Source organism: Pseudundibacterium arcticum (genome assembly GCF_042646465.1).
GTDB lineage: Bacteria > Pseudomonadota > Gammaproteobacteria > Burkholderiales > Burkholderiaceae_D > Undibacterium_A > Undibacterium_A arcticum.
The window spans coordinates 1-14,040 of sequence record NZ_JBHRTP010000089.1; the positions used below are offsets into that span (position 1 = coordinate 1).

The following is a 14,040-nucleotide window of genomic DNA, read 5'->3' on the forward strand; positions in this document are numbered from 1 at the left end:
TTGGCCTCCAGATACTCCCACTAAATTCCATCGTCAGTTGCACTTCATAGTTGAATCCGCGTCCACTAATTGCACCGATTTCATCAAAAGCCCGTCAAATTCGACCCGTGTGTAGGGTTGACTATTGTATTTGGTCAAGGTTCCTTATGTCGCGCCGGCGCCGGCCGACTTCCCTGTGAGAATTGTCGGCGTCGATTACACTGGAGCCTTCGGTCACCTGCTACGGAATCGCGCGAATTTTTTATCGCGCGCTGCATGTAGCGTTTCATGGAACGCAACATTGACCGCGTTGTATCGCTTTCAGTTTCATCACTTCATTCTCCTCTGCCAACGCCATGATGCCCGCGATCTCCCCGTCCGCCACCAGCGCCGACAGCGTCAAGCGCCTGCTGCCGTGGCTGGTGGCGGTGGCCTTCTTCATGGAAGCGCTCGACACCACGATCATCAATACCGCTGTGCCGACCATCGCCGGCGCGCTCGAGGTGGGGCCGCTCAGCCTGAAGGCAGCGCTCACCAGCTATACCTTGAGTCTGGCGGTATTCATCCCGGTCAGCGGCTGGGTGGCGGATCGGTTCGGCACCCGCCGGGTGTTCGCGGCGGCGGTCGTGATCTTCACGCTCGGTTCGCTGCTGTCGGGCTTGTCGGTCAGTCTGCCGATGCTGGTCGGATCACGTATCGTGCAAGGCTTTGGCGGCGCGATGATGATGCCGGTCGGTCGCATCGCGATGGTACGCACCTTTCCGAAGTCGGAACTGCTGAAGGCGATGAGCTTCGTCGTCATCCCCGGCCTGATCGGGCCGACTCTGGGGCCGCTGGTCGGTGGCCTGATCGTGCATTTTCTGCATTGGCGCATGATCTTCTTCGTCAATATCCCGATTGGCCTGCTCGGACTGTACCTGATCCTCCGGCATATGCCGGATTACCGGCTGGCGCAGCCGGCGCCACTCGACGGTACCGGGTTTGTGCTGTTTGGGCTGGGTATCGCATTGCTGTCGTATGTGCTGGAAGTTTTCGGCGAGCATGGGATGGGTACCGGCGGCGTGCTGTTTCTGCTGGCAGTGGCGATCTCCTTGCTGGCCCTGTACTGGCGGCATGCGATGAGTCTGGCGCGGCCCTTGTTGCGGCTCGATCTGTTTGCCACACGTACGTTTCGGGTCGCCGTGATCGGTAGTTTCTTGACACGGCTGGGTGTCGGCGGCATGCCGTTTCTGTTGCCGCTGCTGTACCAGATCGGGCTCGGCTTCCAGGCTTGGCAAGCCGGCCTCTTGCTGATGCCGCAGGCGCTGGCTGCGATGAGCATGAAGATGATCGTGCAGCGCATCCTGACGCGCTTCGGCTATCGACGGGTGCTGATCGTCAATACCTGCCTGATCGGGTTGACCATTGCGCTGTTTGCGACCGTTACCAGCGCCACGCCGGTGTGGCTGATCGTGCTGCAGGCTTTCCTGTTCGGCTTCTTCTCGTCCTTGCATTACAGCAGCGTGAACACGCTGGTGTTCACCGATCTCGGCGACGCCGATACCAGCATGGGCAGCAGTATTTCCAGCACGGTACAGCAGCTGTCGATCAGTTTCGGGATTGCCCTGGCGTCGCTGATTACCGGGCTATTCCTCGGTGGTGCGACGGACGCGGCGGTACCGCAGATGACGCGCGCGATTCATTACGCCTTCATCGTGCTGGGGGCGGTGACGGTGATGTCGACGCTGCTATTCAGTCGACTGCGCCCGACCGACGGACAGAGCGTCAGTCGGTATGGACAGGGCAAGTAGGGATGACGCCAGCGATCGCCCAAGCTGTGCGATAGCGTCGATGTAATGGGGCCCGCGCCGCTGCGGGCGCGCAGCAGGGCTTCAGGGTAGGCGGATTGCGGGCCCGGTATGCGTAGTTTGGGACTAAGGTTCGAGGCTGGTATTATCCGGTTCGGCTGTCAATTTCCCGTCTTGGAGTGCTAAAAATACTCCATCCTGTATTATTAGAAGCGCAATAAACACGCGGGCAATAGGCCATTTTTTGCCTATACCCCCTATTTATTGCATTTTTGATAAATATTGAGCGGCCCCGGCTACCGCAAACATACGACTGCGCAGTGATGTTCAGGAAACTACAGACATGCGCGCGGCAATCGCATATCATTGCGGCCCTTTTTTAGAATCAGGACAGATCGCAATGGCAAACGCATGCGGCGTGGACTTCGGCACTTCCAATTCCACGGTCGGCTGGCAGCGGCCGGGTCAGAGCACCATGCTGACGCTGGAAGATGGCAAGTTCACGCTGCCGTCGGTGGTCTTCTTCAACGCCGAGGACGACGCGATCAGTTACGGTCGTGCCGCCTTGGTCAGCTATCTGGCGGGGCATGAAGGGCGGCTGATGCGCTCGCTCAAGAGCTTGCTCGGCACCAGCCTGATCGACGGCCAGACCGAGGTTAATGGCCGCGCGCTGCCGTTTCGGATGCTGCTGACGCACTTTATCGGCGAACTGAAACGACGGGCCGAACAGGCCGCCGGGCGCGATGTCGACTGTGCCGTGCTGGGTCGACCGGTGTTTTTTGTCGATGCCGATGCCGGCGCCGACCGGATCGCCGAGGACACGCTGGCCGAGGTGGCGCGCGCCGTTGGCTTCAAGCATATTTCCTTCCAGTACGAACCGATCGCCGCCGCGTTCGACTATGAATCGCAGATTGAACGCGAGGAACTGGTGCTGATCGCCGACATTGGCGGCGGTACCTCGGATTTCTCGCTGGTCAGACTGGCGCCGGAACGCGCGGGGGAGGTCGATCGGCGCCACGATATCCTGGCCAACGGCGGCGTCCATATCGGCGGTACCGATTTCGACAAATACCTGAGCCTGGCCTGCGTGATGCCGCTGCTCGGTCTGGGCAGCCGGCTCAAGAACCAGACCGAAGTGCCGTCCAGCTACTATTTCAATCTCGCCACCTGGCACACGATCAATCTCGCCTACACGCAGAAGGTGCGGGCGCAGCTGCAGGATATCCATCGCGAGGCCGCCGACCGTGAAAAACTCGGCCGCTTGCTCGACCTGGTCGACCGCCGCGCCGGCCACTGGCTGGCATTGAAAGTGGAAGAGGGCAAGATCGCACTGTCCGACCTCGACCGTGCCGAGCTGCAACTGGACCGCCTCGCGTCCAGCCCGGTGCTGGAGATTGGGCGCCTGCAGTTCGAACAGGCGATCGCGCATCTGACCGATAGTGTGGAATCCACCGTCGCCGACTTGCTGCGCGATGCCGGTGTGAGCGCCGCGCAGATCGACACCGTGTTCTTCACCGGCGGCTCCAGCGGCGTGTGCCTGCTGCGTGAAAAGATTGCGGCGCTGGTACCGAATGCGCGCCGGGTCGAGGGCGATTTGTTCGGCAGTATCGGTGCCGGTCTGGCGCTCGATGCTTTGCGGAAATTTGGCTGAGTAAATAAGATCACTGGTCGCAAAATTGCAGCCTCTGCCAGACTGTGGCCGGGCCTTTTCCTGAAATAACTACGACGCTCAATCCTGAAAATCGGTAGTCTGATCCGTCAAAAACGCACTCCGTCGCATTCCGTTGGCAACGCTTTGGGTGTTTACCTAAAGTAGCACTACGCAACGCCAACCACCGAAAGGAATGCAAATGAAAACCACAGCACACTTCAAAGCGGTAGCCATCCTGTCCATTTGCCTGGCGGGTGCTGCAGCGGCAATGCTGACGCGCGACCATGCCGCCACACCAGTTGCCTCAAGCGCCGGCAGTGCCGCCGCCGACACCGCCATCCCGACCGTCACGGTGGTCGGCAAACGGCTGACGACAGCGGAGAAGGCCTTGTACGATCAGCAAAACGGCAGGCTGGCAACGCGCAAGGCCGCCAGCCGCGGCAATGTCTGAGCCCGCTGCCGTCACTGACATTGCCGTCACTGACACTGACAGAATCTTTCTTGTGAGCGGGTGTCGATGCTGCCGTTGGTGTCGTTGGTGTCGTTGGCGTCGGTGGGTGTCTGCCGGCTGCAGCATCCGCGGGACGGTGCAATACTGTCGCAATGGTGATGGCGACATTCCGCTTCTACGAGGAACTGAACGATTTCCTGGCGCCCGCACGGCGCAGGCACGCGTTCGATTGGCCGTGCGCGCGCGCGGCCACCACCAAGCATATGATCGAGGCACTCGGCGTACCCCATACCGAGGTCGAGCTGGTGCTGGTCAATGGCGAATCGGTCGGCTTTGATCGGCTGCTGCAGGATGGCGACCGCATCGCCGTCTATCCCAAATTCGAGAGTTTCGACATCACCCCGCTGCTGCGCGTGCGTGATCACAGTCTCAGGGTGACGCGCTTCGTGGCCGATGCGCATCTCGGCGGACTGGCGCGACTGCTGCGCATGTGCGGCTTCGACACGCTGTACGACAACCAGTTTGAGGACAGCGAAATCGAGACCATCGCCGCACGCGAGGGTCGCATCGTGCTGACGCGCGACCGTGATCTGCTGAAACGCCGCACCATCACCCACGGCTGCTACGTGCATGCGCTGAAATCGAGCGAGCAATTGCGCGAAATCGTCGAGCGCCTTGATCTGGCGCGCAGCGTCCTGCCATTCACCCTGTGCCTGAGCTGCAACATACCCTTGCATGCGATCGACAAGGAACAGGTGCTGCAGCGCATCCCGCCGGCAGTGCGCGCGCATTACGAGCGCTTCAGTACCTGCGATAGCTGCCGCCGCGTGTTCTGGGAAGGTTCGCATTGGCGCTGCATGCAGGCGCTGCTGGAGCGGACGCTGCATTCATGAGCGGTGCGTATCCGGCCGGATGAACCGACATCACGCAAAATCCCGGCTGCTGGTAGTGAGCCGCCCCAGCATGGCCGACAAATCCACCAGCCGCTTTGCCACCAGATGGCGCACGCCGCTCTCGCATTGCCAGATGCCGTAGACGCCCAGCAGCGACGCCGTCAATAGCTCCTTGCGCTGCTGTTCGACCAGCGCGGGCCAGACGATCACATTGAGCGGACCGGTCTCATCTTCCAGCGTGACGAAGATGACGCCGTTGGCGGTCTGCGGCCGTTGCCTTACCGTGACGATGCCGCAGCCGCGCGCCGGCTGGCCGTTGACAAAGGTATTCATCACCTCCGCGGTGAGAAAGCGTTTGGCGCTCAACATCGGTCGCAACAGCGCCAACGGATGCCGTCCCAGCGTCAATCCGGTCGAGCGGTAATCGCCGACGATATCGTCGCCTTCGGATGGCGGCGGCAGCAGCAGTTTTTCCTCGCGCGCACTGGCCGTTTTGAGCAGACCTTTTTCGGGCGTGCTGACCACCGCCTGCCACAGCGCCTGCCTGCGATGGCCGGCCAGCGGCGCCAGTGCATTGGCCGCAGCCAGCGCCTGCAGGTCGTGGCGGTTCAGTTGAGCCCGCAACGACAAATCGTGCAGCTCGGCGAACGGCCGGATCGCCCGTGCATCTTCAATGCGCAAGGCGACTTCCCGCGCCATGCCTTTGACGAGGTTCATGCCCAGCCGCACCGCCAAGGTTCCGTCGTCGGCCCGTTCCAGCGCGGCCTCCCAGTGGCTGATGCAAACATCGACCGGCAGTACCTGCACGCAGTGGCGTTTGGCATCCTGCACCAGTTGTGACGGCGAATAAAATCCCATCGGCTGGCTATTGAGCAGCGCAGTCAGGAAAGCCGCCGGCTCATGGCATTTCAGCCAGGAACTGGCATAGGCCAGCAGGGCGAAGCTGGCCGCATGGCTTTCCGGGAAGCCGTATTCGGCAAAGCCGCGAATCTGGCCGATGATCGATTGCGCAAATTCCGCTGAATAATTTCGCTCCAGCATGCCGGACATCAGCTTGTCTTCAAACTGTCCCAGATCGCCTTTGCGTTTCCATGCCGCCATCGCGCGCCGCAGGCGGTCGGCTTCGCCGGCCGAGAAACCGGCGGCCATCATCGCGATCTGCATCACCTGTTCCTGAAAAATCGGAATGCCCAAGGTACGTTCCAGTGCTTTTTCCATCTCCGCGCTCGGGTAGTCGACTGGATCGATGCCTCTGCGTCGGCGCAGATAGGGGTGAATCATGCCGCCCTGGATCGGCCCGGGCCGGATGATCGCCACTTCGATCACCAGATCGTAGAAGGTCCTGGGCCGCATCCGCGGCAACATGCTCATCTGGGCCCGGCTTTCAATCTGGAACACGCCGACCGTATCTGCGGCGCAGATCATGTCGTAGGTGGCGGGATCCTCGCCGGGTATGTCCTGCAGTTCAAAGCGCTCACCGCGCTGTTCGGAGACCAGATCCAGGCAACGCCGGATCATCGACAGCATGCCTAGCGCCAGGATATCGATCTTCAGCAGACCCAGCGCATCGAGATCGTCCTTGTCCCATTGCACCACGCTGCGATCGGCCATCGCGGCGTTCTCGATCGGCACCATGCGCGACAGCTTGCCGCGGGAGATCACGAAGCCGCCCGGATGCTGCGACAGATGCCGCGGAAATCCCATCAGGGTGGTCGCCAGCTCGCACCATAGCTGCGCCAGCGGTGACGCCGGATCGAGTCCGCTGCTGGCCATGCGCTGCATCAGATCGGCCTTGCCGTCCCACCAGTTGTGCGCCTTGGCAATCTGATCGACCACGGCCAGATCGATGCCGAGCGCCTTGCCGACATCGCGCATCACGCTGCGCGGGCGGTAGCTGATCACCACGCCGGTCAGGGCGGCGCGCAGCCGGCCGTATTTGTTATAGATGTACTGGATCACTTCTTCGCGGCGCTGATGCTCAAAATCGACATCGATGTCCGGCGGTTCGTTGCGTTCGCGCGAAATGAAACGCTCGAACAGCAGGTTGCCGCGCGCCGGATCGACTTCGGTGATGCCGAGGCAATAGCAGACCGCCGAGTTGGCCGCCGAACCGCGACCCTGGCACAGGATGTTTTCACGACGGGCAAAGCGCACGATGTCGTACACCGTCAAAAAATACGGCTCGTACGACATGTCGGCGATCAGCGCCAGTTCATGTTCCAGCTGGGCCTGCACGTTGGCCGGAATCCCGGCGGGAAAGCGGCGGTGGGCGCCGCTATAGGATTCGGCACGCAGATACGCCGCCGCCGTCTGGCCCGGCGGCACCAGTTCATCCGGGTATTCGTAACGCAACTGGTCCAGCGAAAACGTGCACCGCTCGGCGATCCGCAGCGTCTGCGCCAGTGCGTCAGACGGATACAGGTTGGCCAGCCGGATGCGCGAGCGCAGATGCTGTTCGGCATTCGGTGTCAGTTGGTAGCCGCAGGAAGCGACCGGTTTGCCCAGCCCGATGGCGGTGACGGTATCGAGCAAGGGCTTGCGCGACCGCACATGCATCCGCACGTCGCCGCTGGCCACCAGCGCCAGGCCATGCGCATGCGCCACCTGTTCGACGGCGCTGCGGTGCCGTTCGTCGCGGGCGCGGTGCAGCAGCGTCAGCGCGATCCAGGCACGACCGGGGAAGGTCGCTGCCAGCCATTGCGCCGGCCGGGTCAATGACTCGGCCGGCATGCCGTATTGCGGCAATAAAATGACCAGGCAATCCGGCAATCCGCGCAGGTGTGCGTATTCGGCCGGCGGCGCCGCCAGATCGTCCGGCATCAAGCGATAGCTGCCCTTGGCAATGCGGGTCCGGGCAATGGTGATCAGTTCCGACAGATTGCCGTAGCCGTTACGGTTCTGCGCCAGTACCAGCAGCGAGAAGCTGGGCGTGCCGTCGGGATCGGACAGCACGAACTGGCTGCCGATCAACAGCTTCAGGCCGACCTCTTTGGCCTCGACATGGGCTCGCACCACGCCGGCCAGCGAACATTCGTCGGCGATGGCCAGCGCCGAGTAACCGAGTTGCGCCGCCCGTGCCACCAGTTCCTCCGGGCGGGATGCGCCTTTCAGGAAGCTGAAATTGGACAGGCATTGCAGTTCGGCATAGGCCGGCAGTGTGCCGCTGGAAGAAGAGGTCGCCATCGCGCTTCACCACTCAGGCGAACAGTCCATGCAGGAACCATTGGATTTCCTGCCGGCCGCGTTCGCGATAGATCCAGTAGCAGGCCGCGTCTTCTCCCTGTGCAATGAAATAATCGCGCATCGCCAGACCGCCATCCCACCAGCCAGATTCGATCCGCTCCGGACCGCCGATCATACTGAGCGGCGAACCGTAGAACGGCCGGTGATTGCGCACCAGCAGCGCGATCGGCTTGTCGAGCAGCCAGAACGGTCGCGGCATTGCAGCGGTAGTCGGGGTGTCATTCGGTGCGTTATTCGGCAGGTTATTTACCCGATTGGCAGCGGGCGCTTTTTTCGCGCTGGCTGCGGTCCAGCCATTGCCCAGTTCCGGCCGGAAGTCTTCTACCGGCGCCGGGCTCAGCACATGGTCGGCGCCGAGGCGGGCGGTCAATAGTTCCAGCAGCCGGCTGTCATCCTCGGGCGAGCCGCCCGGTTCGGCAAACAGCGATTCGGTGGGTGGCGCCATCGGTGCCAGCTGCGTCGCAGACAGGCCAAGCGCGATCACCGGCGCCGTCAATTCGATCCGGCCCAGCCGCTCTTTCAGCAGGCGCACCAGATGTTCGTCGTGCCAGGCGGGTTCGGCCAGGCTGATTTCCACCGCGGTGGGCGCGACGGCCGCGCGGCCACGCTCATGCTCGAGCAGCAGCACAAAGCGCGACACGGCGAGCTGCTGCGCCACCAGCCAGCCGACCATTTGCACGATCAGGCGGCGTGCGGCGAACAGCAAGGCTTCCGCATGATCGATCCGGTTCGGCAGTTCCAGCTTGGCGACAAACGCGGCCGGCGTCTGTATCCAGTCAAACAGTTCGGGTGCATTGCCGTGGGCGCGATCGAGTGCGGCCAGGACCTCCTTGCTGGTGCGCCGCTGCAGACCGGCGCGCGGCAACTTGCGCAGGTCGCCGAGCGTGCGGCAGCCGATGCCTTCCAGCAGTTCATGGTACGGACGCGTCGGCGGCAACAGTTCGAACGGTAACGCGTCCAGCCGGCGCGATAGCGTTGACATCCGGACTGCCCGGCGCCGCCTGCTGCTGGCGTGCGCCAGCAGCCATGCACCTTGCGCGGTCGGCGCGGCGCCGATCTGCGCAGTGAATCCCAGCGCATCGATGCTGCGACGTACACGGCGGCACAGCGCCAGCCGGCCGCCAAATGCGCTCAAGCTGGCCGTCACATCCAGCAAGATCGACGCTTCTTCGACCTGCGCCACTTCCGGCGTGTACTGCAACAGCGTCATCGCCACGCTGTCGAAAGCGGCTTGCTCTGTTGCCGGATCGCGCTCGTGCAGTATCACGTCGGGCGCCATCGCCGTCACGCCGCCGCGCCGCATGCCGACGCGCACACCGGAGCGGGCCGCCTCCCGCGTCATCACCAGCACCTGCTCACGGTCGACGACCGCATGCGGCCCGGGATCACACCAGAGCGGCCGAAAGGTTTCGAGCGGTAATAACGGCAGATACACGCCGATCCAGAGTTGCATCGCGGAGTAAACCTGGTAAGCCTGGTAAGGCTGAAGTGGAAAAAGACGCCGGCATCTCGTCCAGACGTACATAAAACGATTGATCGCACTGCGGGCCACGGCGCTTGACGATGTCGATCGTGATGCCGGCTCGGGCCGGGCGCAGGCCCAGCCGCAGCGGTGCAGGGGAGGAGTCCTGCGCGCCGGCGAGCGGCCGGATCATCCAGAACAGGGTGTCCGATCCTTGCGCCGCCAGATGCAGGCGACGCAGGGATTCGGAACGGACATGCGACTGCCACAGCAGCAGGGCGCCGCAACTGCCATTGCGCAAGATCTGCTCGGCGCTCCACAATGCATCGGCACTGCGTTGGGTCCTGATCCACAGCAGCTGTTCGACCGCCAATCCCCAGCCCGACCAGGCGGCGATCTGGGGCGAGTGGGGTGGTTGCACCAGGGCGATGCGGCGTGTGCGCGCAAGCCGGGCCAAGGCCGGCCGCAGCAGCTGTATTTCACCAATGCCTGATTGCTGCACCAGCAATTCGATCAAGGCAGAACGCGGCCAGCCGCGGTTCGGCAATTCCTGATCGAGCTCACTGTAACCGGAGGCCATCACCGCCCCCTGGTAAGAACCCATCTGGTTCGCGCGCCACAGTGCGTGTGGAAACTGGGCCACAAGCTGATGAGTGCTTGACGCTATACTTGCCGAGGGCGCGGGCATGTCACATTCCTGTTCGCTTGCTACGAAGTCGTTGCAAAGCTACTGCAAAAAACATTGTTGATTCGCTATTCATTGATTTTATACTGTATAAATATACAGTAATTTATGCGCCTCCGTTAGTCAAGTTCGTCATAGAACCGACGCGCCCTTATATCCATTAGCCTCAATAAACCGACCCTTTTTCTTTCATGCAAGCCCGCATTACCTCGGTCGGACTGGTGATCCAGCCTGATCCCAGCGATCTCTTTGTCTATCCGGACCATATCGATCGCGCCAGCCTCGATGCGCTGCCGCCGCGGCCGGGGATCTACATCTTTCGGGATCAGCACGACACCCCGTTGTACATCGGCAAAAGCGTCAACATCCGCAGCCGCGTGCTGTCGCATCTGAATTACGGATTGTGCCGGCCAAATCCGGCTAGTGATGCCGCGCTCGGCGGTGCAACAATCTGGCGTGATTAACACAACGCCTCAATGAGGCGCCGATCAAACTGTGCGCAATATTTTGAACACGCAGCGCGTGCCGCGGTTGCCGCAGCGTGGACCATCATTTCGGCATTGGCAGGTCGGCACATGGAAACAACGATCGCAGGGGGGATTGGCTCCACCGGTAATTCGACGAATTCGCCACTTTCCAGATAGCTTGTCACGAACAGGCTGGGGATTGCGGCAATACCGTACCCATCTTTCACCAGTTGAACAATCGCTGCCACCGAAGGTGAGCACGTGATCCGTGTTTTCGTCGTTGGTATTCCGGCCTGGTTGGCGAGGTTTGCCACAATTTCCTCCAGCACCCGCTGCGGTACGGTGCCGCGTGCAAATGTCAATATTGGTAGCTGGAGAACGCGCTTAATCAAATCATTTTTACGCCGCGACAATAAATCCTTTCTTGCGATCCATCGGACCGGATAAATCGCCAGTGCATCCGATACGATTTCGCTGCTGCTGATGCCCTCCACGCGAATGACGAGATCCAATTCTCTGGCAAGCAGACGTTTCTCCAGAACGCTGCTCATGTCGACGGTTAGATCGATTTCAAGCTCGGGATAGTCGGCATTGAGCTGTTTTACGTAGTGCGCGAGCCAGCTATGCACCACCGATTCGATCACACCTAGTCGCAGGCGTCCCCGAATTACACTCTCTTTGCGCGCGGCGGCCTGCATGCTCCGGGTCGCGTCAACGACCGACTTGGCGTAACTCAACAGGTACTCTCCTGCGGCGGTCAGTCGGAACTCTTTGGATGCACGGTCGATAAGCTCGGTCTGTAGCTCCTCTTCCAGGCTTTTGACGCGCAACGATATCGCTGCCGGGGTCGCGTGTACCGCGCGCGCCGTTGCGCGGAAGCTTCGCAATTGGGCAAGTATCACAAAAGTTTCAACAAAGCGCGTGTTCACGGTGGTCTCGGATGATTTTTGAGTTAAGTAAAACTATACATCAGTGTGCAAAAAAACTAGTTTGTGTCAATTCTTGATCGTGCCTATTCTGTACCTATTCTTATCGCATTCTCTTTCCTCACACCTCGCGAGAACAGTTCATGACACCCTTTGAATTTCGAAGCAAAGTCCGAAACGGCCAATTTCGAGAGCCCACGGCTGGCCATTGCGGTGATTTTGCGCAGGCCAATCTGGTCATTGTTGCGAAGGCCTACGCGGATGACTTTTTTCGCTTCTGTTTCCTAAATCCCAAGTCCTGTCCGGTGCTGGCGGTTGGTGAGCCGGGCCAATGGGACATGGCGGCTATCGGCACTGATATCGACATCCGCACCGATGTCCCCGGCTATTACGTCTATCGCGATGGCAGGATGGTCGAGGAACGAACTTCGCTGCAAGAAATATGGCAGCCCGATTTCGTCGTCTTTGCCATCGGCTGTTCCTTCTCGTTCAAGCAGATGCTGATACAGGCCGGTATCCGGTTGCGACATATCGAGCAACAAAAGAATGTCGCCATGTATCGCACCAATATCAAAAACAAAACGGCGGGACCGTTTGGCGGCGACATGGTGGTGTCCATGCGGCCGATGACGGCGGCATATGCCATCAAGGCGATTCAGATTACCAGTCGATTCCCCGCAATACATGGGGCTCCGGTTCACATCGGCAATCCGGCAGAAATTGGAATAGGCGATATCGACCGGCCTGATTTTGGCGATGCCGTGTCGATCCTTCCAAACGAACTGCCAGTATTTTGGGCTTGCGGCGTGACACCGCAGGAGGCGATACGCACTGCCTGTCTGCCGATTGCGATCACGCACAAGCCTGGCTATATGCTGGTTACTGATATTCCCAATTCAACATTGGCTGTGTTTTAGCCCATGTGATCAGATCTTGCTGCAATTTTTTGGGCAAGACAATTGCAAAAAAGACCACGATTTGATAGATGGTCAGAATGAAAAGTAGGACTTACGCAAACAAGAAAAATATCGTCTATCCGTTCGTCCTGAGTAGGTGCGCAGCACCGTATCGAAGGCTCGCCGAAGTCTGTGTATGCTTCGATACGCCCTAAAGGGCTACTCAGCACGAACGGAATTTTTTAGCTGGTTAAGTTTGCGCAAGTCCTAAGAAGAAATACACGAACTTAGGAGACATACATGAATGGCCAAGAGCAGATCATTGCAACCGACCCGGGATCCGATAGCCGGTTCTTTTCCTGGTTTTATGAACTATCACCCAAAGAGCGCCGCACATTTTGGAGTTGCAAGATCGGCTATGCGCTGGATGCAATGGATACGCAGTTTCTCAGCTTCGTCATACCGACCCTGATCGCTACCTGGGGCATCACGAAGGGTGACGCCGGTTTGATCGGCACCGTCACGCTGCTAACGTCGGCGCTGGGTGGTTGGCTTGCCGGTATTCTTTCCGACCGGATCGGTCGGGTAAAAACATTGCAGCTCACCATATTATGGTTTGCCTTCTTTACCGTCCTCTGCGGTCTCGCCCAGAATTATCATCAATTGCTCATCGCGCGCGGATTAATGGGGTTTGGCATGGGCGGTGAATGGACCGCCGGCGCGATCCTGATCGGGGAAGTGATCCGGGCCAAGGACCGCGGCAAGGCGGTAGGCATGGTACAAGCCGGATGGGCTGTCGGCTGGGCCATGTCGGCAATTTTATATGCGCTCATGTTTTCGCTGCTTCCAGCGGAAATCGCGTGGCGCTCATTGTTTTTACTCGGTGTGTTGCCCGCCATCTTCGTTATCTTCATTCGTCGCTTCGTCGACGAGCCCGAGGTATTTGTCGAGCAGAAGCGCAAACAGGACAGCGGCGCAGCGCAAGCATCCTTTGCCGAGATTTTTTCCCCGGACATGATCAGCACGACGTTACGCGCCGTGCTGCTGACAACCGGCGCTCAGGGCGGTTACTACGCGATCACGACATGGCTGCCGACGTTCCTGAAGACCGAGCGCCACCTGACCGTGCTCGGTACCGGCGGTTATCTGGCGATGGTGATCCTGGGTTCCTATATCGGCTATATCGTCAGCGCCTTTCTCACCGATCGACTCGGACGCAAAAAGAATTTCATCCTGTTTGCGCTGGGTTCAATGTCGATCGCATGGACGTATACCCACCTGCCGGTGACGGACTCGGTCATGCTGCTGCTCGGATTTCCGCTGGGGTTCTTCACCGCCGGCGTTTTCAGCGGTATGGGCGCTTTCCTCACCGAGCTATTCCCAACCCGGATACGCGGCTCCGGGCAAGGGTTTTGTTACAACATGGGACGTGCCATCGGTTCATTGTTCCCGTTCCTGATTGGCTGGGCCAGCCAGGATATGTCGCTCGGCTACGCGATTGGCATCTTCGCGGCAATGGCGTACGGCGTCATGATCATTGCCGCACTGACACTCCCGGAAACCCGCGGCAAGCAACTTGAAGCATGATAAAGAATAGAGA

11 protein-coding genes are annotated in these 14,040 nt (G+C 60.1%); 7 read left to right on the plus strand and 4 right to left on the minus strand.

The window, feature by feature from the left end; translation table 11 throughout:
- The first annotated feature begins 335 nt into the window (after window positions 1-335).
- From ACFOFO_RS22895 to ACFOFO_RS22910, 4 genes are all read left to right on the plus strand, one after another.
- The gene (locus ACFOFO_RS22895) at window positions 336-1,769 is read left to right on the plus strand and encodes a DHA2 family efflux MFS transporter permease subunit (protein ID WP_390332985.1); all 1,434 of its coding nucleotides are present in this window, start codon (window positions 336-338) and stop codon (window positions 1,767-1,769) included.
- A 397-nt stretch (window positions 1,770-2,166) separates the two neighbouring features.
- Window positions 2,167-3,417 (plus strand): Hsp70 family protein, encoded by a 1,251-nt coding sequence (locus ACFOFO_RS22900; RefSeq protein WP_390323877.1) that lies wholly within the window; start codon window positions 2,167-2,169, stop codon window positions 3,415-3,417.
- A gap of 199 nt (window positions 3,418-3,616) precedes the next feature.
- Window positions 3,617-3,868 carry a hypothetical protein gene (locus ACFOFO_RS22905; RefSeq protein WP_390323880.1) on the plus strand — a complete coding sequence of 84 codons (252 nt, stop codon included), beginning with the start codon at window positions 3,617-3,619 and terminating at the stop codon, window positions 3,866-3,868.
- 152 nt (window positions 3,869-4,020) lie between these two features.
- Window positions 4,021-4,761, plus strand: a complete 741-nt coding sequence (locus ACFOFO_RS22910) for a Mut7-C RNAse domain-containing protein (protein ID WP_390323882.1) — start codon at window positions 4,021-4,023, stop codon at window positions 4,759-4,761.
- 30 nt (window positions 4,762-4,791) lie between these two features.
- Here the strand turns inward: ACFOFO_RS22910 and ACFOFO_RS22915 are convergent, their stop codons facing one another.
- The 3 genes from ACFOFO_RS22915 to imuA are packed head-to-tail and all read right to left on the minus strand — an operon-like array spanning window position 4,792 to window position 10,109.
- On the minus strand, window positions 4,792-7,944 hold the full coding sequence (locus tag ACFOFO_RS22915) for an error-prone DNA polymerase (protein ID WP_390323883.1): 3,153 nt from the start codon (window positions 7,942-7,944) through the stop codon (window positions 4,792-4,794).
- Between the two features lie 13 nt (window positions 7,945-7,957).
- Window positions 7,958-9,457 carry a Y-family DNA polymerase gene (locus tag ACFOFO_RS22920; RefSeq protein ID WP_390323884.1) on the minus strand — a complete coding sequence of 500 codons (1,500 nt, stop codon included), beginning with the start codon at window positions 9,455-9,457 and terminating at the stop codon, window positions 7,958-7,960.
- Complete coding sequence (gene imuA, locus ACFOFO_RS22925) at window positions 9,390-10,109, minus strand: translesion DNA synthesis-associated protein ImuA (protein ID WP_390323886.1); 720 nt, start codon at window positions 10,107-10,109, stop codon at window positions 9,390-9,392. Before imuA ends, ACFOFO_RS22920 begins: the two co-directional genes overlap by 68 nt.
- Before the next feature lie 233 nt (window positions 10,110-10,342).
- On the opposite strand from imuA, the gene ACFOFO_RS22930 reads away from it, so the two are divergent.
- Window positions 10,343-10,615, plus strand: coding sequence for a GIY-YIG nuclease family protein (locus ACFOFO_RS22930; RefSeq protein WP_390323888.1), 273 nt, complete (start codon window positions 10,343-10,345; stop codon window positions 10,613-10,615).
- On the opposite strand, the gene ACFOFO_RS22935 is transcribed toward ACFOFO_RS22930, so the two are convergent.
- Window positions 10,612-11,547 carry a LysR family transcriptional regulator gene (locus ACFOFO_RS22935; RefSeq protein ID WP_390332987.1) on the minus strand — a complete coding sequence of 312 codons (936 nt, stop codon included), beginning with the start codon at window positions 11,545-11,547 and terminating at the stop codon, window positions 10,612-10,614. The two genes, ACFOFO_RS22930 and ACFOFO_RS22935, sit on opposite strands and share 4 nt — an antisense overlap.
- Before the next feature lie 140 nt (window positions 11,548-11,687).
- Here ACFOFO_RS22935 and ACFOFO_RS22940 point away from each other — a divergent pair, with 140 nt between their 5' ends.
- Together ACFOFO_RS22940 and ACFOFO_RS22945 are read left to right on the plus strand one after the other, a co-directional pair.
- Window positions 11,688-12,461 (plus strand): putative hydro-lyase, encoded by a 774-nt coding sequence (locus ACFOFO_RS22940; RefSeq protein WP_390332988.1) that lies wholly within the window; start codon window positions 11,688-11,690, stop codon window positions 12,459-12,461.
- Window positions 12,462-12,740: 279 nt separating this feature from the next.
- On the plus strand, window positions 12,741-14,027 hold the full coding sequence (locus tag ACFOFO_RS22945) for an MFS transporter (RefSeq protein WP_390323890.1): 1,287 nt from the start codon (window positions 12,741-12,743) through the stop codon (window positions 14,025-14,027).
- Window positions 14,028-14,040 lie beyond the last annotated feature (13 nt).

Bases quoted from the DNA above. Each gene is read 5' to 3' on its own strand.
- ACFOFO_RS22895 (WP_390332985.1), top strand. From the start codon at position 336: ATGATGCCCGCGATCTCCCCGTCCGCCACCAGCGCCGACAGCGTCAAG.
- ACFOFO_RS22900 (WP_390323877.1), top strand. From the start codon at position 2,167: ATGGCAAACGCATGCGGCGTGGACTTCGGCACTTCCAATTCCACGGTC.
- ACFOFO_RS22905 (WP_390323880.1), top strand. From the start codon at position 3,617: ATGAAAACCACAGCACACTTCAAAGCGGTAGCCATCCTGTCCATTTGC.
- ACFOFO_RS22910 (WP_390323882.1), top strand. From the start codon at position 4,021: ATGGTGATGGCGACATTCCGCTTCTACGAGGAACTGAACGATTTCCTG.
- ACFOFO_RS22915 (WP_390323883.1), bottom strand. From the start codon at position 7,944: ATGGCGACCTCTTCTTCCAGCGGCACACTGCCGGCCTATGCCGAACTG.
- ACFOFO_RS22920 (WP_390323884.1), bottom strand. From the start codon at position 9,457: ATGCAACTCTGGATCGGCGTGTATCTGCCGTTATTACCGCTCGAAACC.
- ACFOFO_RS22930 (WP_390323888.1), top strand. From the start codon at position 10,343: ATGCAAGCCCGCATTACCTCGGTCGGACTGGTGATCCAGCCTGATCCC.
- ACFOFO_RS22940 (WP_390332988.1), top strand. From the start codon at position 11,688: ATGACACCCTTTGAATTTCGAAGCAAAGTCCGAAACGGCCAATTTCGA.
- ACFOFO_RS22945 (WP_390323890.1), top strand. From the start codon at position 12,741: ATGAATGGCCAAGAGCAGATCATTGCAACCGACCCGGGATCCGATAGC.